The sequence below is a fragment of the Hydrotalea sandarakina genome (genome assembly GCF_003254115.1).
GTDB classification, from domain to species: Bacteria; Bacteroidota; Bacteroidia; order Chitinophagales; family Chitinophagaceae; genus Hydrotalea; species Hydrotalea sandarakina.
In genome coordinates, this window is record NZ_QKZV01000002.1 from 183,461 (window position 1) to 204,608 (window position 21,148).

The following is a 21,148-nucleotide window of genomic DNA, read 5'->3' on the forward strand; positions in this document are numbered from 1 at the left end:
CAAACATAAAGATTTAATACTACAAATTTCAATGTGCTTTCAATTTTGTTCAAAAGCCAACGGGCAAATTAAACTTGCATCATTTCTTTGGCAGTTTGTACAGCGGCTGCACCGGGTTGTTCACCACCCAACATTTGTGCAATGGCCATTATTCTTTCCTCTTTATTTAATAAGCGTATTTGTGTTTTTGTTGTAGCTTTATCTGTTTCCTTATACACAAAGAAATGTGCGTCTGCCTTGCCTGCCATTTGTGGTTGATGGGTAATGCAAATGATTTGTCGTTTACCGGCTAATTGCTTCATTATAATGCCCACCTGTTTGGCAGCTTCGCCACTGATACCGGTATCAATTTCGTCGAAAATTAAAGTAGGTAAATCAATGTATTGTGCTACTAATGATTTTATGCAAAGCATTAATCGGCTTAGCTCACCACCACTTGCCACTTTTTTTAATGATTCGAATTTGTTGGTATTGTTCGCATCAAATAAAAACTCTATTTCATCTGCCCCAAATTCTCCCGGTTGCATGGGTTGAAGTTGTACGAGTATGCGGGCATTGGGCATGCCAACCTGTTTTAATAAATTGTTTACTTGTTGTTGGAAAGGTGGAATTGCTTTCTTCCTTGCTGCAGAAATTTTTTCAGCTAAAGCAATTACTTCATTTTTTTGGGCATGCACTTTCTGTTGCAAGGCTATAATATTATCATCTATTGCCAACACCTCATTTAAACGATGGGTTAGTTGCTCTTGTAATTCCAATAAAGCATTGGTATTTGAAACATTATGTTTTTTTAATAATTTATATCCGGCTGCCAATCTTTCTTCAATTTCTGCAATTCTATTTACGTCAAATGAAATATGATCATTGAGTCTGTTTACTTCATTGGCAATATCTTTTAATTCAATGTGAGCAGCTGTAAGTCGTTCAATGATGCTTGGCAAATCCGTGTGCATATTTTGATATGCTTGTAGTTGCTGCATCATTTGTTTTAGTTGTTGTATAATAGGTTGCTCACTTTCCATTAAAAGCTCAACAATACCATTTAAAGCTGCTTTAATGCCTTCACTGTTGCTCAATAATTTTAATTCCTGATCTAAATTTTCTAATTCATTGGGTATTAATTGCAGCGCGGTTAATTCTTCAAGCAAAAAACGATTATAGTCGGCTTCTTTTTCAAATTGTTCTTTTTGATTTTGTAATTGCTGTAATTGTTGTGAATTGCTTTGCCAGCTTTTATAAATAGATTGATATTGCTTTAAAGTGTCGTTTAACTGCGCTAATGCGTCAATGACCTGCCGTTGGAAGTCGGCTTTAGCTAAATCCAATGTGTCGAACTGTTGGTGTAAATCAACCAATAAATTGCCCAATGCTTTTAGTTGCTGCAGGCTAACCGGTGTATCATTAATAAATGCTCTCGACTTTCCGTTGGGTGCTATTTCTCTGCGTAGCAGTAAAATGGTATCAATATCCAGCTCATTTTCTTTTAAAAAATTGCTAACAGCTGCATTGTTTTCAGTTATAAAACTACCTTCTATTACGCATTTTTTATCAGGATTAATCAGCACATTACTATCTACTCTTTCGCCTAAAATTAAGTTTAAGGCACCCATTAAAATACTTTTTCCGGCTCCGGTTTCACCGGTAATAATATTTAAATGTGCATTCGGTTCAATGGTTACCGAATCAATCAACACATAGTTTTGTATGAATAATTTTTGCAGCATGTTCAGCACAATAAAAAATTACTACTAATCAACAAAATGCAAATTAAGTGAATTAAACGGGTAAATAATATTTACTGACCTGTGCAACGGGCAATACCACTTTTGGCGCGTTGGTCTAACGAACTTTTGTAATCATGCTCACCCAAGTCGAGGCATAATTGGTAGTAACGAATGGCTTCTTTTTTATTGTTGTTTTTTTCATAAATCATTCCGGCTTGTAATGCTGCTCTGGCCGCGTAATATTCGGTTCTTAATTTGCCCATATTGTAGGCCTGATTATAATATTCAACAGCTTTATTGTAATTATTTAAGCCATCATAAATTCTGCCCATGCGATAGGTATATTCTAATTGGTCGGCAATATCAGAAAAGCTGTTAATGGAAACTTGATTAAGCATTTGAAGTGCTTCTTCTCTGTAGCCGCCATCATCCAATAACCGAGCTTTCAGCAAAGTAGCATTGGGCCATTTATTTGTTTGTGCTTCTTTTTGTGCTTCTTTATCGGCATCGGCCATGGTACTGCCAAATTTCAATATTTGTTTGCGGGCGTTTTCGGCAGCAGGCATATTGCCCATTAAAAAATAACACCAACTTAAACGTCGGTAGGTGTCTTTTACATAAAATTTTCCTTTAAAATTTTGCACAAAGGCGTTAAACTCCCTTGCCGCATCGGCATATTGTAAGTGGTTCAGCAAATTGTAGCCCATTTCTAAATGCCATACCGGTGTTTCTAAATATCCCGAAGCCATGCTACGGTTTAAAATAACACGCTTGGCAAATTCGGTTTGCTTATCATTTTTCCCCAAATTAGCAGCCATATAGGCCATTAAATGGTTGTGCACCAAATCAAACTTCCCCGATTTTAAAAAATTAACGGTTTCAGTTTTTTTATTTTCTAAGTAAAAATTTAAATATCCATAAATAAAAGCACCTTCAATTTGCATTAGTTGTGCCCACTCGTTATTGCTGTAAACAAAGTTGGTAACTTTTTGCATGCCTTCGTTAACCGAGCCCCGCATGCCTAATAATGATGCTAACCATTTATAATTTTTGGGAATTGTGCCAACAGCGGCTTCTAATGCCCCATAAATTAATTGGTTAGGTAAAAAATCGGGAAACTTTTTTTGATTTTCTTTTACCAATAAAAACGATTTTCTGAAAGCCCAACCTCCTGTCCATGTTTCACCGAATTTAATGGCTACCGCTGCTTTTTGAAGGTATAAAACACTTTGTGTGTACAAGTACCAAGGCGAGTTTTTGTTTCCCTTTTGCATTAATGCAGCTCTTTCGTCAAATACATCTTTTTTTTGAGCGTATTCCTGTGGGTTTTCATTTAAAAAAAGGATAAAAAAATCAATATAGCTTGATAAATATGCAGGAATTAAATTTTGCGGGTTGTTTTTTTGTGCACTTTCTATGTAACGATAACCTTTGCCAATTTGCAGTTGCATTATTTCGTTATAGGCTTGCCTGCAATCAGGGCTAAAGTCAAAGCTGTATTGAGCAAAGCAATTGCTTGTAAATAATAAAATTGCAAAAATGACAAGGCCGATATTTTTCATGCCAATAATAAGTACAGTTTAAATAATGCTGCAAAATAAAACAGGAGCTTTTGTTCAAAGCCCCTGCTCAATTATAAAAAAGTTAATATCAAAATTATTTTACGGTAACTGAATCATTCAAGTCGGCATCAACCAAAATACGACCACAGTTTTCGCATACAATAACTTTTTTATGCATTCTAATTTCGCTTTGGCGTTGGGGCGGAATGGCATTGTAACATCCACCACAAGCATCTCTTTCAATAGGCACAACCGCTAAACCATTGCGGTAGCTGTTTCTAATGCGGTCGTAGCTGTATAATAAGCGCTCATCAATACCTTTACGCGCCTCATCACTTAAATGTTTAAAGTGTTGTTCTTCTTTTTCGGTTTCGGCAATAATTTTTTCCAATTCACTTTTCTTCACGGTCAAAATGCTCTCTTTGGTAGCAATTTGTTTTTTCGCAGCCTCTAATTGTTTAACTTTTCCGGCCAATTCTTCATTAGCATCTCTAATATTTTTTTCGCACAATTTAATTTCCAATTGTTGCATTTCAATTTCTTTGGAAATAGCTTCAAACTCACGACTGTTTTTTACGTTGTCGCTTTGTTTTTCGTATTTCTTAATTAAAGCCTCGCTCTCGGCAATGGCTTGTTTTTTTTGATCTATAAACTCCGAAATACCATTAATTTCTTCTTCAATGCGGTTTTTTCTGCTTAAAATGCCGGCAATTTCATCTTCTAAATCGCTCACCTCAATCGGTAATTCGCCTTTTAAAATTCTAAATTCATCTAATTGGCTGTCAATTTTTTGCAGCTTAATAAGGCCTACCAGTTTTTCTTCTACAGAAAATTCTTTCGCTGTTGCCATATTGTATATTGTGTTTTTGTGTTTACTTTTTTTGGTTACCGGCTGCATTAATCCTTATCGGGCTTCTGTTGCGTCGCAATCCGTTCATCGTTCGGTTGGCTTGGCATCAGTAGCTTTTTTATAAAAAGTAATGAACCGGGTTAGTGCTTACCGCACTTTTAAGGACGGCAAAGGTAGGGAATTTGGTTTGTAAAACCTCTGCCAATAAATCAATGGTAAATTGCTCACTTTCCCAATGGCCAATATCGGCCAAAATTAACTTATTGTTGGCCTCAAAAAACTCGTGGTATTTCAAATCGGCAGTAATAAAAATGTCAGCCCCTGCCTGAATGGCTTGGCTTATTAAAAAACTGCCGGCCCCGCCACAAATGGCTATTTTTTGAATGGGTTTTTCCAAAATGGGTGAGTGTTTGATAACAGCAACCCCAACTATGGCTTTTAAGTCCGATAGAAATTTGGCGGCATCTTTAGGTTCGGCTAAATGTCCAATAATGCCACTGCCAACCCGGCTAAATTCATTTTCAAGGGCCACAATATCATAAGCCACCTCCTCATAAGGGTGGGCTTGTATTAAAGCATTAATAATGGCATTTTGTAGCACTGCCGGAAAAATTACTTCTACTTTTTCCTCTTTTTCCAAATGTCTTTCCAAAATTTTTCCAACAAAGGGATTGGTGCCTTCGCCGGCCTTAAATGTTCCATTGCCGGGCACTGAAAAACTACATTCGCTATAAGCGCCAATTTTTCCGGCTCCGGCTTCAAATAAAGCATTTCTTACCTTTTCGGCATAAGCAATGGGTACAAAAGTGTATAACTTACAAAGCCCATTTGTTTTGGGCAATAGTATTTGCGTATGTAATAAACCTAATTTTTGCGCCAGTTTACTATTTACTCCAGGTAATACATTATCTAAATTGGTATGTATGGCATAAATAGCAATGTTGTGCTGAATGGCTAAAATAATGGCTTTTTCAGCGTCGGTATAGCCATTAATTCTTTTTAACCCTTTAAAAATAATGGGATGATGCGCAACAATTAAATTGCAATTTTTTTCTAAAGCTTCTTTTACAACTGCTTCTGTAACATCAAGTGTGCAAATAATACCTAAACAGGTGTTATTGGCATTGCCAACCAGCAGGCCAACATTATCATAGCTTTCCTGATAAGCCGTTGGTGCAAAATTGCTTAGCGTTTGGGTAATTTCTCCTATTTTCATATACTGTAAAATATAACTGCAAAATAAAACTAATTAATTTTCAGCTATGCAACCTGATGGCTACTTCAATTACAACGGCAAATTGTATAAAAATGAAAAGTCGGTAATTTCTGTCAGCAATCGTTCCTTCCGTTATGGCGATGGGTGTTTTGAAACCTTAAAAATGCTGAATGGTAAAATTTGTTTGCATACCATGCATTTAGAAAGATTATTTGTTTCATTACAACAACTGCATTTTAACCGCCCCAACTACTTTATTACCGATGCTTTTCAAGAGCAGGTTTTGGAAGTGGCCAAGAAAAATCATCATAAAAAAGCAGCCCGTGTACGTATCACTATTGCTCGTGGTGATGGTGGATTGTATGATCCCGAAAACGATTTTCCCAATTATGTTATTCAAACATGGGATTTAAACAGTGCCAATAACCGGCTAAACGAAAATGGGCTGGTAGTGGGTATACATACTGATGCCCGAAAAATAAATGATGCATTTTCGCATATAAAAAGCAACAATTATTTGTGTTATGCCATGGCTGCCTATTGGGCTAAAGAAAATAAGCTAAATGATGCTTTGGTGTTAAATGCACAAGGCAATGTTGCCGATACTACAATTGCGAATGTGTTTATTGTTCAAAATGGTGTAATTAAAACTCCTGCACTTACCGAAGGTTGTGTGGGCGGAATTATGCGTAAATATTTATTAAAGTGTTTAAGAGAGGAAAACATTCCGGTTGAAGAAACTACCATTTCGCCGGATGATGTATTAAATGCATCTGAAGTTTTTTTTACCAATACCATTTTTGGTATAAAGTGGGTTAAAGAAGTGAATGATGTACATTACAAAACCCAAACTGCTCCATTATTGTATGAAAAATTTATTGCTCCCCTATGGAATCAGTAAACAATTCAGGCTTATTATTTGTTAGGGAAGCAATTTGATTGGAACATGAAACCTGAAGTTACCGTTATGTGGTTTAGGCGCGACTTGCGATTGCATGATAATGCAGCACTATACCATGCCTTACGTCAACCATATCCCGTTATACCACTCTTTGTATTTGATACAAATATTTTAAATAAGCTTAGTAATCAACATGATGCACGTGTAAATTTTATTTATGACACCATAGCAGATATGCATGTGCATCTTAAAAAGTATAACAGTGGTATGTACATTCATCATGGTACTCCGTTGCAGGCTTTTCAACAACTTGCTGAAAAATATACCATTAAAAATGTATTTACTAACAGCGATTATGAACAATATGCTTACGAACGCGATAAAATTATTGCTGATTATGTAACTCAGCTGGGTGCAGGGTTCCATAGCTATAAAGACCATGTTATATTTGATGGTAGCGAGGTGTTAAAAGATGATGGCGCGCCTTATACCGTCTTCACCCCATATAGTAGAAAATGGAAAGCTTTGCTGCGTTCATTTTACATAAAATCGTATCCCATAAAATTGCAATCAACACAACTTGTGCATTTGCATAATACAACTATTCCCACATTAGCATCATTAGGTTTTTTGCCAAGTAATATGGCAATTCCACCACAAAAGGTTGATGAAGTATTAATTCGGCATTATGATGCACAACGAAACTTCCCGGCTGTTCAGGGTACATCAAGGTTAGGATTGCATTTGCGTTTTGGTACCATTAGTATTCGACAATTAGCTGCTAAAGCACAACAATTAAATGATACTTTTTTGAATGAATTAATTTGGCGTGATTTTTATCATGCTATTCTCTATCATTTTCCACATGTGCGTGCCGGAAAATCGTTTAAGTTAATTTATGACCAAATTGAATGGTTAAATGATGAAACAGCTTTTGAAAAATGGTGTATGGGTAAAACCGGTTATCCTATTGTTGATGCAGGTATGCGTGAATTGAATACTACCGGATTCATGCATAACAGAGTACGAATGATTGTAGCTTCTTTTTTAACCAAGCATTTATTAATTGATTGGCGTTGGGGTGAAGCCTATTTTGCTGAAAAATTGTTAGACTTTGATTTTGCAGCAAATAACGGCGGTTGGCAATGGGCAGCAGGCAGCGGCTGCGATGCGGCACCTTACTTTCGAATTTTTAATCCTGCTCTGCAAACAGAAAAATTCGATAAAAACTTACAATACGTTCGGAAATGGGTGCCGGAATTAGATAGTTTTGACTATCCTGCTCCCATCATTCAACATGAAATTGCCCGTAAAAGAGCATTGGAAGTGTATGGTAAAGTATTAAAAAATAAAATTTAATGCTTAGTTGGTGTATTAATCAGCAAATATATCCTTCGGCAATGGGTTAGCGTTATTGTGCATTTGCCGGTAGGTATTCAATAAAGTCATTACCGCTTTTTTACCCGATTCACCCAATGCTTTTGAATAATCATTTACATACAAATCAATGTGCTGACGCATTACCATCGGGTCCATTTCCTGCGCATGTGCTTGCACAAAATCTGCGGGTACATTATAGTGTTTATTGTAAGCATATGTTACACTTTCTTTAATTAAAGCATCAACTTGTTGAATAATCGGTAAGGGTATGTTACGTTTGGCAACAATACCACCTAAAGGAATGGGTGCATGAGTAGTCTGTTCCCAATATTCACCTAAATCTTTCAGTTTCATTAATCCCTTTTGCAAATAGGTAAAACGGTTTTCGTGTATAATTACACCGGCATCCACATCGCCACTAAGCACAGCATTTTCAATTTCGTTAAACACCATCATTTTCTTGTTTTTTACCATTGGGTATGTCATTGAAAACAACAAATGTGCTGTGGTATTTTCACCGGGAATAGCTACAGTTGCCTTTTCGGGATGCTTTAGAAATAAAGGATTGTTGGGTAAACTAATTAACAGTGGGCCTACACCTTTCCCCAATGCACCTCCGCTTTGTAATAGCAGGTAATTGCGGGCAACAATGGGTAATACGCCATAACTGATTTTTGAAAAGTCGAGCTTTTGCTGAATGGCCCATTGGTTTAAAGTTTCTACATCTTCCAACATTACTTCAAATTCAATTCCCTTTGTATCAATTTTATGATTGACTAATGCATCGAAAATAAAGGTGTCATTAGGACAAGGCGAAAAACCCAATGTGTATTTCATACCGCTCAATTTTATTAACTAATTATCTGTTTTTATTAATTGCATGAACATATGCCACCAAGTGTTTATTTAATTGCTCAATGGCCGCTTGCAGGGTCCAGTTTTGTTTATTGCGTTCACCCACAAAATTGGAAATAGCCCTTATTTGCAAATAGGGAATTTGAAAATAGGCACCTACATAATGTAATACAATGCCTTCCATCGTTTCAATGTGTGCAGCATATTTTTTTTGAAGTAAATCTATGCGATGCGGTTCAGTTGTAATGGTATTAACTGTTACTGCATTAGCTTTCGGCAAATTTGTAACATTCCATTTTGCAATATGTTGGTTTATAATAAAACCATCTTTAAATGGAACTTCATTTTTCGATAGCAATTTCAAATCGAACAAATCTTTCCAAACTGTATCTTCCACTACGCCTAAATCGCCAAATGCTTCTTGTTCAACAATGGTTAAACTATTAAGTGGAAAATTGTTCGTAAAACTGCCTGCAACACCTGCTTGTAATAACAAATCGGGCTTTTGTTCAAGGCATAATTGTGTAAGTTTTACTGCTGACAATAACATGCCTACACCGGTAGTTAAAAAATGTACACTGCAGTTTTCAAAAGTTTCATTTAATAAAACCTTTTTGGCGGCCTGTATTTCAAAATCAGTTGCAGCTATTATCCAAATATTCATACCTAATGTTGTAGCCTTGATTACAGCTATAGTTTTTAAAAATTCAATTTGTAAAATTAATTGTTGTAAATGGCTTGTACTCATTTTGTTTACAATAAAATAATGAGCACAAAAAAGTTAAATCGTCAATTTTACATTTCAATTAGTTGAAATGAAAATATACAAGGCTTTTTTTTGCTGCATAATGTTTTGTTTTTGGGGTTTTCAGGCTGCTGATGCACAACCTCAACACAAAGTATTGTTTGTAATTGCAGACGGTATTCCTGCAGATATGATTGAAAATATGAACAAACCTGCTTTGCAGAAAATTATTGATTCGGGCACTTATTTGCGTTCATTTACCGGTGGAATACTGCAAACTTATTCGCAAATGCCAACTATTTCTGCACCGGGTTATAATAATTTATTAACCGGTACATGGGCATATAAGCATAATGTGTTTTCAAATAATGTTCAAAATCCCAACTATCATTACAAGCACATACTTCGTTTGCTGAAAGAGCAATATCCGCAAAAAAAAGTGGCTGTTTTTTCCAGTTGGTTAGATAACAGAACCAAATTATTAGGTGATGGATTACCACAGGCCGGTGATTATACTACTGATTTTTATTTTGATGGCTTTGAATTAGATACTTTACATTTTCCACACGATGCTGCACACAGCTACATGCATCGCATTGATGAAATGGTAATACATAAAGCCGATAGCGTTATTAAGAAGAATGGTCCTGATGCCTCATGGATTTATTTGGAGTATACGGATGATATGGGACATATGCATGGTACTAATAGTACAGATTACCACAATGCACTTACTTATTTTGATGCACAAATGAACAAAATATGGCAGGCAGTGCAGTATAGAGAAAAAAATTTTAACGAAAAATGGTTAGTAGTTATTACCACTGACCATGGTCGTGATGCACAAACCGGTCGTAATCATGGTGGGCAATCGGAACGGGAAAGAACGACCTGGATGATTTTAAATACTAAAAATTTAAATAATTATGCCCATAAAGATGAGCCGGCAGTGGTAGATATTTATCCCACTATTGCCCGGTTCATGCATGTAAGTATTCCAACTTTATTGCAGTATGAATTAGATGGTGTTCCATTAATAGGTGCGGTATCGGTAGCAAAACCTTGGGTGGTTTTAAAAAGCAATTCTCTTCAACTAAAATGGCAGGCATTAGAAGATACCGGTACGGTAAAAATTTATGCAGCTACCACCAATCAATTTAAAACAGGCGGAACTGATCATTACACTTTAATTGCAACTGTTCCCAATCAACAACAAAGCTTTGAAATGCCCTTACCAAAAGAGCAAACGGCGGTTTTAAAATTGGTTATTCAAGGTGCACATAATTGCGTAAATACCTGGTACACAGCTTCTAATACAACATCGGCTAAATAAATGAGAATTTCATAGGCCCTTGTAATTATTTGGTGCAAATGCTACCTTTGCGGCAAATATTAGTGTAGAATGGTGTATTTAACCCGTCAGGAACATTTTAACGCTGCGCATAAATTATACAATCCCAATTGGAGTAAAGAAAAAAATGAGGCAGTTTTCGGCGTTTGTGCTAACGAAAATTGGCATGGCCATAATTATGATTTATTTGTAACCATTAAAGGCAATCCAGATCCGGAAACAGGTTTTCTATATGATGTGAAAAAATTGAGTCAATTAATTAAAACAAAAGTAATTGACAAATTAGACCATAAGAACTTAAATCTGGACGTTGATTTTATGCTGGGCAAAATGTGCAGCACGGAAAATTTGGCTATTGCCATTTGGGAGCAATTACAACCACACTTGCCCGAAAATGTTCAACTTCATTGCATTAAGCTATATGAAACTGCCAGAATATATGTTGAATATTTTGGGGAATAATGCGTGTTTAATTCCATCCATTATTTACTTCTAAGCAAATTGAATAGCTACTTTTTCGCTTAATAAATTACGGGCTGTGGAGGCAATGCCATCGGCATCATAACCGCATTCCTTGTGTAATTCTTTCAGCGTGCCATGTTCAACCAACCTATCGGGTATTCCTAAACGAACTACTGTTGCCTGGTATTGGTGTTCAGCCATAAATTCTAAAACAGCACTACCAAAGCCGCCGGTAATGGCACCATCTTCTACCGTAATTATTTTGGAATAATTTTTAAATACTTCGTGCAATAAGGCCTCATCAATAGGTTTAACAAAACGCATGTCGTAGTGAGCAGGATCAATACCTTCTGTTCTTAATTGGCGTATGGCAGCTTGAACAAAATTACCCGGATGACCAATAGAGAGTATTGCTAAATCTTTACCATCTTTTAGTTTTCTACCTTTTCCAATTTCAAGTTCCTCGAAAGGTGTTTTCCAATTCGGCATAACACCTTCGCCTCGTGGATAACGAATTACAAATGGCATTTGGGTAGAAGGCAATTGTGCTGTGTACATCAAGTTCCGCAATTCCTGTTCATTCATGGGGGCACTAATAATCATGTTGGGAATACAGCGGAAATAAGGAATATCATAGCATCCATGGTGTGTTGGGCCATCTTCGCCCACCAACCCTGCACGATCTAAACAAAGTACAACCGGTAATTTTTGAATGGCAATATCATGAACTACCTGATCGTAAGCCCTTTGCATGAAGGAAGAATAGATGTTACAATACACCCGCATACCTTGTGTAGCCAAACCTGCACTTAAAGTAGCGGCATGTTGTTCGCAAATGCCCACATCAAAAGCACGATCGGGCATTTTTTCCATCATAAATTTTAAGGAAGAACCACTGGGCATAGCCGGGGTTACACCCATAATGGTTTTATTTTTTTCGGCTAATTCTATTATTGTATGGCCAAATACATCCTGATATTTAGGAGGTTGAGGTGTATCGTAATGTTTTTTATAAATTTTACCGGTAACCTTATCAAATAGTCCGGGTGCATGCCATTTGGTTTGATCTTGTTCAGCCAAGGCATAACCTTTTCCTTTCACAGTAATAACATGCAGTAGTTTAGGCCCGGGAATATCACGCATGTCCTTTAAAGTATCAACCAGTTTGGTAATATTATGTCCATCAATTGGGCCGAAATAGCGAATTTTTAAAGATTCAAATAAATTGCTGCTTTTACTTACCATTCCCTTCAATCCGGCTTCTACTTTACTGGCAATATCTCTACTGAAATTTTTTCCGGCGGGTAATTTTCCCAGGATATTCCAAATTTCATCGCGCATTTTATTGTAGGTGTGCGAAGTGGTAATATCCGTTAAATATTCTTTTAAAGCACCCACGTTGGGGTCAATACTCATGCAGTTGTCATTCAATATAATCAACAAGTCACTATCAGCAACACCTGCATGGTTCATGGCTTCAAAAGCCATTCCGGCTGTCATGCTGCCATCGCCAATAATGGCAACACTTTTTCTGTTTTCGCCTTTATATTTTGCTGCAATAGACATGCCTAATGCTGCAGAAATAGATGTAGAAGAGTGCCCGACACCAAAAGTATCATACTCACTTTCTGACCTTTTAGGAAAACCGCTCAGCCCTTTGTATTTGCGATTGGTGATAAAGTTGTCTCTTCTGCCGGTTAAAATTTTATGGCCATAGGCCTGATGGCCTACATCCCAGACCAGTTGGTCGTATGGTGTATTATAAACGTAATGTAATGCAACAGTAAGTTCAACCACGCCCAAGCTGGCAGCAAAATGCCCACCATAAACACTTACCACATCAATAATGTATTGCCTTAATTCATCACAAACCTGATGTAGTTGAGTACGGCTTAATTTCTTTAAGTCGTTAGGTGAATCAATTGATTTCAATAATTCGCCGGGCTGTATATTCATTTGAAAAAAATTAAAATGTAAAAATAATAAATTCAAGTCAACTTAAATAAACACGGCAAAATTGGTTTGGTTCAGTTTCTATAGAAGCTGCTTCAACCAAAAATCACTGAAATTTTGCCTTTAATCAAAATACTTATATTCGGCAAATAATTTCGCCCTATTTTCATACTGCATGAGAAACAAAATATCAACATACTGGTGGTGCCAGATTTTGGGTTGGGGAGCATATACATTAGTTTGGACTTTTTTCTATTTTGCCATACGTTCTAAGCCACAACCATACTTTTTCCAAAGTTTATTTACCGATGCTATTTTAGGCTTAATTATTACCCACATAATGCGTACGGTTATTAAGGGTTTTAATATAATGCGATTTGATTTGCAGAAACAAATTTCCCTTTTGCTGCTTACCGCGTTGGTATTTGCATTCATTGACTCATTGGTGTTTGTATCCATTATTAACTTTTTTAACTGGGAATTACCTCAGTTAAAGCAGTTTAGTTATTTAAACAGGGTAGTAAGGTCGCTTTTAACCACCTCGCTTTTTTACATTATTTGGAATTTTATTTACTTCACCTACCATTATATTCAAAAAGGCAGGAGAGATGAACTTGATAAAATTCGCTTACAAAGCCTTGTGAAGGAATTGGAATTGAAAACCATTAAATCGCATATTAATCCACATTTTATTTTTAATGCTTTGAATAGTATTAGGGCTTTGGTTGATGAAAATCCTCAACGAGCCAGAACGGCAATTACCGAATTAAGTAATATTTTGAGAAGTAGTATGCATTCCGAAAAACTGGAATTGGCACCTTTTGAACGGGAATTAAATATTGTAAAAGATTATTTAGCGCTGGAACATATTCGTTTTGAGGAAAGATTACAGGTAGAATATGACATTGATGAAGATACTTTAGACCAACCCATTCCACCAATGATGTTGCAAACTTTGGTTGAAAATGCCATTAAACATGGTATTGGGCAGCAAATGAATGGCGGTACTATTAAAATTGTTTCCGATTTTAATGAAAATTATCACGAATTAATTGTGCAAAATTCAGGAACTTTAAAAATTGAAAACAATACGGAAGGCTTTGGAATTACCAGTACGCAAACCCGTTTAAATTTATTGTACGGCAAAGATGCTAAATTTGAGTTGAAAGCAATTGATGAACATACCGTACAAGCCAAAGTAAGACTACCGGTTCAAGTTGAAAAAAATATTTTTAAATAGAATAAAACATGCCTATCAAAGCTATTATTATTGATGATGAACGATTAGCCAGAAATGAGCTAAAAAAACTATTACAAAACCACAACGATATTGAAGTAATTGAAGAAGCTGCCAATGTAGATGAAGGGATTGAAAAAATTGAAATGTATCAACCTGAATTAATTTTCCTTGACATTCAAATGCCCGGCAAAACCGGTTTTGATTTGTTAGAGCAAGTTGAAAAAACACCTAAAGTAATTTTTACTACGGCTTATGATGAATATGCCATTAAAGCATTTGAAGTAAATGCTTTGGATTATTTATTAAAACCCATTGAACCCAAACGTCTTGCTGATGCAGTAGCTAAATTGCAAGATGAATTATTTAAAGAAAAATTAGGTTTAAATGGGCAGCCTAATCGTGGGCCACTTACCGAAAACGATCAGGTTTTTGTAAAAGATGGCGAGCGGTGTTGGTTTGTAAAATTGGGCGAAATACGATTATTTGAAAGCGTTGGTAACTACGCTAAAGTATATTTTGGCAATAACAAGCCATTAATTCTAAAATCATTAAATGCTTTAGAAGATCGCTTGGATGATAAAATGTTTTTTAGAGCCAATCGTAAACATATCATCAATCTTCGTTGGATTGAAAAAATTGAACCTTACTTTAACGGAGGCCTGCTTATTGATTTAAAAGGAGGAGAAAAAGTAGAGGTAAGTCGCAGACAAACTGTTAAGTTTAAAGAAATGATGAGTTTATAACTTCTTTTATATTCTGCAACTTTTTTTGTGTGTTGCTTTTTGCAGCACATTTTTTTTAATGTTAAATCTAATTTATGCGCTACACTAAAAATGTGTTTTTAATCATTGCTTTATTTTTTGTTTACGAATCAAATGCACAAGGGTTACTTGATAAAGTAATTAATGAAAAAGCAGTAACCAATATTGAAAATATTTTAGCTGCAGATGATATGCAGGGAAGGCGAGTTTTTACGCCGGGTGTTGAAAAAGCTGCCAATTTCATTATTAATGAATTTAAACAAGCAGGGTTGAAACCCTTCGACAACAATGGTAGTTACAGGCAAAATTTTATGTTGTTAAAGCCCGATCAGGTTACTGTAAATGCCAGCATTAATGGCATGCAGATTCCCCAAAATAATTGCATTGTTCGTTCGCCCGAAAAAATGCTTACCATCAATGAACATTCGGGTTATCATTTAACCTCAATTGCAGCAGGTACTGACTTCTTTTCTCATATTGCACCTTTACTGCAATCGCATGAAAATCAAGTAGTATTTGTTGATACTTCATTTGCAAAAAACTTTCAACGATTAAGTTATTTTTCGCGTCAGTTTTTACAAAATTCTGCCAGTTTCATCTTTGTTCTTACTTCACAAACAAATCCTCAAAGCTTTGAAATAAAGGCGCAACAAAGTTTTAAAGAAATGCCACTAAGCAATATTGTGGGCATTTTACCCGGTAAAAGTTTGCCTAATGAATACGTTATTTTTTCCGGTCACTATGATCATTTAGGAATAGGCAAACCGGTTAATGGCGATTCAATTTACAATGGTGCCAATGATGATGCCGCAGGAACTACAGCTGTAATTATGTTAGCGAAATATTATGCAGCATTACACAATAATGCTCGTACGCTAGTTTTTGCTGCGTTTACTGCTGAAGAAATTGGAGAATATGGCTCAGCATATTTTTCTGAACAATTTAATCCGGAAAAAGTAAAGGCCATGTTTAATATAGAAATGATTGGTACAGAAAGTAAATGGGGCACAAATAGTGCCTATATTACCGGTTACGATAAAACCAATATGGGCGAGATAATGCAAAAAAATTTAAAAGGCACACCCTTTACATTTTATCCCGACCCCTATACCGAGCAAAACTTATTTTATCGTTCCGATAATGCAACTTTAGCAAAAAAAGGGGTACCGGCGCATACTATTTCAACTTCCAAAATGGATAATGAACCCAATTATCACAAACCCAGTGATGAAGTAAGCACATTAAACTTACAAAACATGACAGCCATCATTAAAGCCATTGCTTTAAGTGCACAAAGTATAGTTAATGGAAAAGATACTCCATCAAGGGTGGATACTACACAATTGCGTTAAACTTTAAATCTTTACTGGAACTGAATGAATTGCATCGCTTATTTCCTTAATGAGCGATGCATCTTTTTCAATAGCATTACCTACAACAATAATATCGGCGCCGGCTTTGCAATTCAAGTAAGCTTTTTCGGCATCAGTAATGCCACCGCCAATAATTAAAGGCACTTCAATATGTTGTGCTACCGATTTTATCATATCTTCTGTTATGGGGCGTTTAGCACCACTGCCGGCATCCATATAAATTAGTTTCATACCCAACATTTCACCTGCCATAGCAGTACACATGGCTATGTCGTTTTTATCGCTGGGAATGGGCGTGGCATTGGAAATATATGACACAGTGGTAGGGGCACCACCATCAATAACCATATAACCCGTAGGCATTATTTCTAATCCACTTTTTTTAACAAAAGGGGCACTCACAACATGTTGGCCGATTAATAACTCGGGATTACGGCCGGAAATCAATGAAAGGTACAGTAAAGCATCGGCATACCGACTAACTTGTGATGGGGAACCGGGAAATAAAACCACCGGTATATTACAGGCTTTTTTAATTTGCCGAATACATTCGTCTAAATGATTGGAAATAACCAAGCTACCACCTACAAAAAAATAGTCCACTTTCGCCGGTACAGATAATTGCACTAATGCTTCAATAGAGGTTTCATTAACCTTATCAGGATCAATTAAAACAGCAAATGACTTTTTTCCTGCCTGCTTTTTTTCCGTAAGTTGATGGTACAAAGATTGCTTCATGCAAAAAATTGTAAGTGACTGACTTATTGCAAAAATGCAAAAATTTTTTGTTTTAATAGCTTAAATTAAGAAGTATCTGTTACAAACCGCTGAAAATCTTTGTTTTCCTGACAAAATACTTCTTAGTTCAAAATATTCACTACAAATTATTGACCATAATTTGAATTTAATAAAAAAAATTTGGCATTTATTTTAGACCAACTAATTGTGCATTCAGCTGCTTTTTTATTAATTTTCAGAAAAAAACGTTCTAAGTGTGTTTTATTGAATAACAGCAATAATCTGTGTTAGAAAATTTCAATAAGCATGTAATCAACAATTAGATAAACATTATCAAAGAAATGTTTTACATATAGCAAAAATCAACGAAATAGCAAGCAATTTTTCAAAAAATATTATCTACATGTGTTAATATTTTTTGAAATGCAATAGGGGTTTGAGTTAGCAAATTTTCCACAACATTTTTCCACAATCTGTTAATATTTAGGATGTTGTTTTTTAGTTGCTAAAAGATATTTTCGTAAGAAGCTATCCCAATAAAAGGATATCCTTTAAAAAACATTTTGCAATTCTAAACTAATGGCTATGGCACCTGCATCTAAACAAAAAGCACTACAATTTAAACGCCGTTATACCCGGGAAGGTATAAGTGTATTTGATTTGTTTGAATACGACTATCGTACCAGTATCATTAAAGACCCTAGCGGTAAAGTGGTATTTGAGATGAATAATGTTGAAGTGCCGAAACATTGGAGCCAAATTGCCACAGATATATTAGCTCAAAAATATTTTAGAAAAGCCGGCGTTCCTCAAGCCGATGGAACAACCGGAAGGGAAACTTCCGTTAAACAAGTTGCCCACAGAATGGCCAATTGTTGGAAGGTGTGGGGGCAGCGTTTTCATTATTTTGCATCAGAGCAAGATGCTCAAATTTTTTATGATGAATTGGTGTTTAGCATATTAAACCAATCATGCGTTCCAAATTCACCTCAATGGTTCAATACCGGCTTATACGAAAGCTATGGAATTACCGGAAAGCCACAAGGCCATTATTATGTTGACCCGGTAGATGAGGTGCTAAAAAAATCTGAAAATGCCTATGAACGGCCTCAACCGCATGCTTGCTTTATTTTATCAGTAAATGATGATTTGGTAAATGAAGGCGGCATTATGGATTTATGGGTACGCGAAGCCCGTATTTTTAAATACGGCAGTGGTGTTGGCACCAATTTTTCACAAATAAGGGGAGAAGGTGAAAAATTGAGTGGTGGAGGTACTTCAAGCGGATTGATGAGCTTCTTAAAAATTGGTGACAGAGCAGCAGGAGCAATAAAATCAGGTGGAACTACTCGCCGTGCGGCTAAAATGGTTTGCTTGGATTTAGATCACCCTGAAATAATGAAATTTATTAACTGGAAAGTAGAAGAAGAAAATAAAGTGGCTGCTTTAATTGCCGCAGGTTACGATTCCAGCTACGAAGGCGAAGCTTATGCAACTGTTTCAGGTCAAAATTCCAATAATTCCGTACGTATTCCCAACTCATTTTTTGAGAAATTAGAAAAAAATGAAAACTGGGAATTAAAAGCTCGCACCGATGGCAGGGTAATGAAAACAATTCCGGCTCGTGAAGTGTGGGATAATATTTCCTATGCAGCCTGGCGTTGCGCCGACCCCGGTACACAATACGATACAACCATTAATGAATGGCATACTTGCCCCAAAGGTGGTCGCATCAATGCATCTAATCCTTGTAGCGAGTATATGTTTTTAGACAATACTGCTTGCAACCTGGCTTCAATCAACCTACGTAAATTTTTTAATGAAGAGAATTGTTCAGTAGATGTTGAAGGAATTGAATACATCAGTCGGTTATGGACTGTTGTTTTAGAAATTTCTGTTTTGATGGCCCAATTCCCTTCAAAAGAAGTAGCTCAACTTTCCTACGATTATCGCACTTTAGGATTGGGATTTGCCAATTTGGGTACCATTCTAATGCTAAGCGGAATACCTTACGACAGTGAAGAAGCTCGCGGTATTGCCGGTGCAATTACGGCAATAATGACGGGTACAGCTTATAAAACTTCAGCTGAAATGGCTGCATTCTTAGGCCCCTTTAAAAAATACGAAGAGAATAAAGAAGATATGCTGCGCGTTATGCGTAACCACAGAGCCGCAGCTTATGATGCGGAAGAAGCATATGTAGGTTTAGAAATTAAACCTGCCGGCATAAAGGCAAAATATTGTCCTGATTATTTACTTAAAGCTGCTACAAAAGCCTGGGATGATGCAGTGCAGTTGGGTGAAAAATATGGCTATAGAAATGCACAAACCACTGTTATTGCACCAACCGGAACAATTGGTTTAATTATGGATTGCGATACCACCGGTGTTGAACCCGATTTTGCTTTAGTGAAATTTAAAAAATTAAGTGGTGGTGGCTATTTCAAAATTATTAACCAAGCTGTTCCTAATGCTTTAAAAACTTTGGGTTATACAGAAGCGCAAATAAAAGATATTGTAAACTATGCAGTGGGTACCGCTAGTTTTGAAGGTGCTCCATTCATTAACAATACTACTTTGGCTGCTAAAGGATTTTTGCAAGAAGAGATTGCCAAAATAAATCAAGCAGCTAAATCAGCCTTTGAAATTAGTTTCCTCTTTAATAGATATGCTTTGGGCGATGCCTGCATGCAAAGATTAGGATTTAAAGAAGAGGAATACAGCGATTGGAATTTTAATATGTTAGAAGCATTAGGTTTTACGGAAGAAGAAATTGATGCAGCGAACGATTATGTTTGCGGCACTATGACGGTAGAAGGTGCGCCTCATTTAAAGCCTGAGCATTTGCCGGTGTTTGATTGTGCCAATAAATGCGGAAAACGTGGTCAGCGTTACATCCATGCACATGGGCATATTAAAATGATGGCAGCTTGTCAACCTTTCTTAAGTGGGGCAATTTCTAAAACCATTAATTTACCTCACGAGGCTACCGTTCAGGAAATTGAAGAAGCTTATTATTTAAGCTGGAAATTAGGTTTAAAAGCGTGTGCTTTATATAGGGATGGCTCTAAACTCTCTCAACCGTTAAGCAACAAATCAGACAAAAAGAAAAAAAGCGACGAAACAGCATCAACAGCAAAAGAAGCCACTACCGAAGCAGTAAAATTACCTGTTGAAAGTAGTAAAATTGTCGATTTAAGCCAGCTTACGGTTGATGAGTTGTTAGAGGAAGTAACCAAACGCATGAATGCCTCTACAGACACCAAATTGAAACGGGCTTTATCAAGAATCGTTGAAAGAAAAGCCTTGCCGGCAAAACGTAGAGGATATACACAAAAGGCAAAAGTAGGTGGGCAAGTCATCTTTTTGCGTACCGGTGAATATTCCGATGGCACTTTAGGCGAAATATTTATTGATTTAGCCAAAGAAGGTTCTACATTACGCAGCTTAATGAACTGTTTTGCCATTGCTGTTTCGGTAGGCTTGCAATACGGTGTTCCATTAGAAGAATTTGTTGAAAAATTTGTCTTCACAAAATTTGAACCGGCCGGAATGGTAGATCATCCTAATATTAAAACAACCACTTCGTTGGTAGATTTTGTATTTAGAGCATTGGCCTTCGATTATTTGGGAAGAACAGATTTGGTTCATGTTTTAAACAAACCCGAAGTAGGAAATACAGATGATGAATCATCTGAACTGTCTTACTTAGGCAAGCCGGAATTAAGTAACATGCGAGTTGTAGCACCTGCTGGTAGTTCACCTGCATCAACTGCAGTGAGCAAAAATGCTACTGCTGTTTCAAAAGCAGTAAATAGTAGCGATTTAGACATGGTAAATGCGGCAGCCAAAAATATGCAAAGCGATGCACCTGCTTGTAATACCTGCGGGCATATAACTGTAAGAAGTGGTACTTGCTACAAATGTTTAAATTGTGGCAATAGCATGGGTTGCAGTTAAAATATTCATTAATCATTTTTTATAACAACCTGTTTCAATTTATGAAGCAGGTTGTTTTTATTTGTACCTGAATAGGG

Annotated in this window: 16 protein-coding genes; 8 read left to right on the top strand and 8 right to left on the bottom strand. The window is 36.4% G+C overall.

Annotated features, from left to right (window positions below):
• Positions 1-68: 68 nt before the first annotated feature.
• From recN to LX80_RS03750, 4 genes are all read right to left on the bottom strand, one after another.
• A complete protein-coding gene (recN, locus tag LX80_RS03735) occupies positions 69-1,724 on the bottom strand; it encodes a DNA repair protein RecN (protein WP_111293718.1) in 1,656 nt (551 codons plus the stop codon).
• 71 nt (positions 1,725-1,795) lie between these two features.
• Positions 1,796-3,175 (bottom strand): tetratricopeptide repeat protein, encoded by a 1,380-nt coding sequence (locus tag LX80_RS03740; protein WP_170120369.1) that lies wholly within the window; start codon positions 3,173-3,175, stop codon positions 1,796-1,798.
• Between the two features lie 205 nt (positions 3,176-3,380).
• Positions 3,381-4,136: a zinc ribbon domain-containing protein gene (locus LX80_RS03745; protein ID WP_111293986.1), complete on the bottom strand. Its 756-nt coding sequence runs from the start codon at positions 4,134-4,136 to the stop codon at positions 3,381-3,383.
• 118 nt (positions 4,137-4,254) lie between these two features.
• Positions 4,255-5,352 (bottom strand): Nif3-like dinuclear metal center hexameric protein, encoded by a 1,098-nt coding sequence (locus LX80_RS03750; protein WP_111293720.1) that lies wholly within the window; start codon positions 5,350-5,352, stop codon positions 4,255-4,257.
• A 46-nt stretch (positions 5,353-5,398) separates the two neighbouring features.
• On the opposite strand from LX80_RS03750, the gene LX80_RS03755 reads away from it, so the two are divergent.
• The gene (locus tag LX80_RS03755; protein WP_111293721.1) at positions 5,399-6,253 is read left to right on the top strand and encodes an aminotransferase class IV; all 855 of its coding nucleotides are present in this window, start codon (positions 5,399-5,401) and stop codon (positions 6,251-6,253) included.
• Between the two features lie 45 nt (positions 6,254-6,298).
• On the top strand, positions 6,299-7,612 hold the full coding sequence (locus LX80_RS03760; RefSeq protein ID WP_111293722.1) for a cryptochrome/photolyase family protein: 1,314 nt from the start codon (positions 6,299-6,301) through the stop codon (positions 7,610-7,612).
• Positions 7,613-7,627: 15 nt separating this feature from the next.
• Here LX80_RS03760 and LX80_RS03765 read toward each other — a convergent pair whose 3' ends face one another.
• Complete coding sequence (locus LX80_RS03765) at positions 7,628-8,470, bottom strand: 1,4-dihydroxy-6-naphthoate synthase (protein WP_111293723.1); 843 nt, start codon at positions 8,468-8,470, stop codon at positions 7,628-7,630.
• Positions 8,471-8,492: 22 nt separating this feature from the next.
• Positions 8,493-9,236, bottom strand: coding sequence for a futalosine hydrolase (gene mqnB, locus LX80_RS03770; RefSeq protein WP_111293724.1), 744 nt, complete (start codon positions 9,234-9,236; stop codon positions 8,493-8,495).
• A 67-nt stretch (positions 9,237-9,303) separates the two neighbouring features.
• Here mqnB and LX80_RS03775 point away from each other — a divergent pair, with 67 nt between their 5' ends.
• Together LX80_RS03775 and LX80_RS03780 are read left to right on the top strand one after the other, a co-directional pair.
• Positions 9,304-10,566 carry an alkaline phosphatase family protein gene (locus LX80_RS03775; RefSeq protein WP_111293725.1) on the top strand — a complete coding sequence of 421 codons (1,263 nt, stop codon included), beginning with the start codon at positions 9,304-9,306 and terminating at the stop codon, positions 10,564-10,566.
• Between the two features lie 69 nt (positions 10,567-10,635).
• Entirely contained in the window at positions 10,636-11,046 is a 411-nt protein-coding gene (locus LX80_RS03780; RefSeq protein WP_111293726.1) for a 6-pyruvoyl trahydropterin synthase family protein, read from the top strand.
• Between the two features lie 30 nt (positions 11,047-11,076).
• Here the strand turns inward: LX80_RS03780 and dxs are convergent, their stop codons facing one another.
• Positions 11,077-13,002 carry a 1-deoxy-D-xylulose-5-phosphate synthase gene (gene dxs, locus LX80_RS03785; protein WP_111293987.1) on the bottom strand — a complete coding sequence of 642 codons (1,926 nt, stop codon included), beginning with the start codon at positions 13,000-13,002 and terminating at the stop codon, positions 11,077-11,079.
• Between the two features lie 172 nt (positions 13,003-13,174).
• Here dxs and LX80_RS03790 point away from each other — a divergent pair, with 172 nt between their 5' ends.
• The 3 genes from LX80_RS03790 to LX80_RS03800 all read left to right on the top strand — a co-directional run bounded on the left by LX80_RS03790 (position 13,175) and on the right by LX80_RS03800 (position 16,352).
• Positions 13,175-14,239, top strand: coding sequence for a sensor histidine kinase (locus LX80_RS03790; protein ID WP_111293727.1), 1,065 nt, complete (start codon positions 13,175-13,177; stop codon positions 14,237-14,239).
• Between the two features lie 8 nt (positions 14,240-14,247).
• A complete protein-coding gene (locus tag LX80_RS03795; RefSeq protein WP_111293728.1) occupies positions 14,248-14,982 on the top strand; it encodes a LytR/AlgR family response regulator transcription factor in 735 nt (244 codons plus the stop codon).
• A 74-nt stretch (positions 14,983-15,056) separates the two neighbouring features.
• On the top strand, positions 15,057-16,352 hold the full coding sequence (locus tag LX80_RS03800) for a M28 family peptidase (RefSeq protein WP_111293729.1): 1,296 nt from the start codon (positions 15,057-15,059) through the stop codon (positions 16,350-16,352).
• A gap of 3 nt (positions 16,353-16,355) precedes the next feature.
• Here LX80_RS03800 and LX80_RS03805 read toward each other — a convergent pair whose 3' ends face one another.
• Complete coding sequence (locus tag LX80_RS03805; protein WP_111293730.1) at positions 16,356-17,111, bottom strand: geranylgeranylglyceryl/heptaprenylglyceryl phosphate synthase; 756 nt, start codon at positions 17,109-17,111, stop codon at positions 16,356-16,358.
• Positions 17,112-17,696: 585 nt separating this feature from the next.
• Here LX80_RS03805 and LX80_RS03810 point away from each other — a divergent pair.
• Positions 17,697-21,071, top strand: a complete 3,375-nt coding sequence (locus tag LX80_RS03810) for a vitamin B12-dependent ribonucleotide reductase (RefSeq protein WP_111293988.1) — start codon at positions 17,697-17,699, stop codon at positions 21,069-21,071.
• Positions 21,072-21,148: the final 77 nt, after the last annotated feature.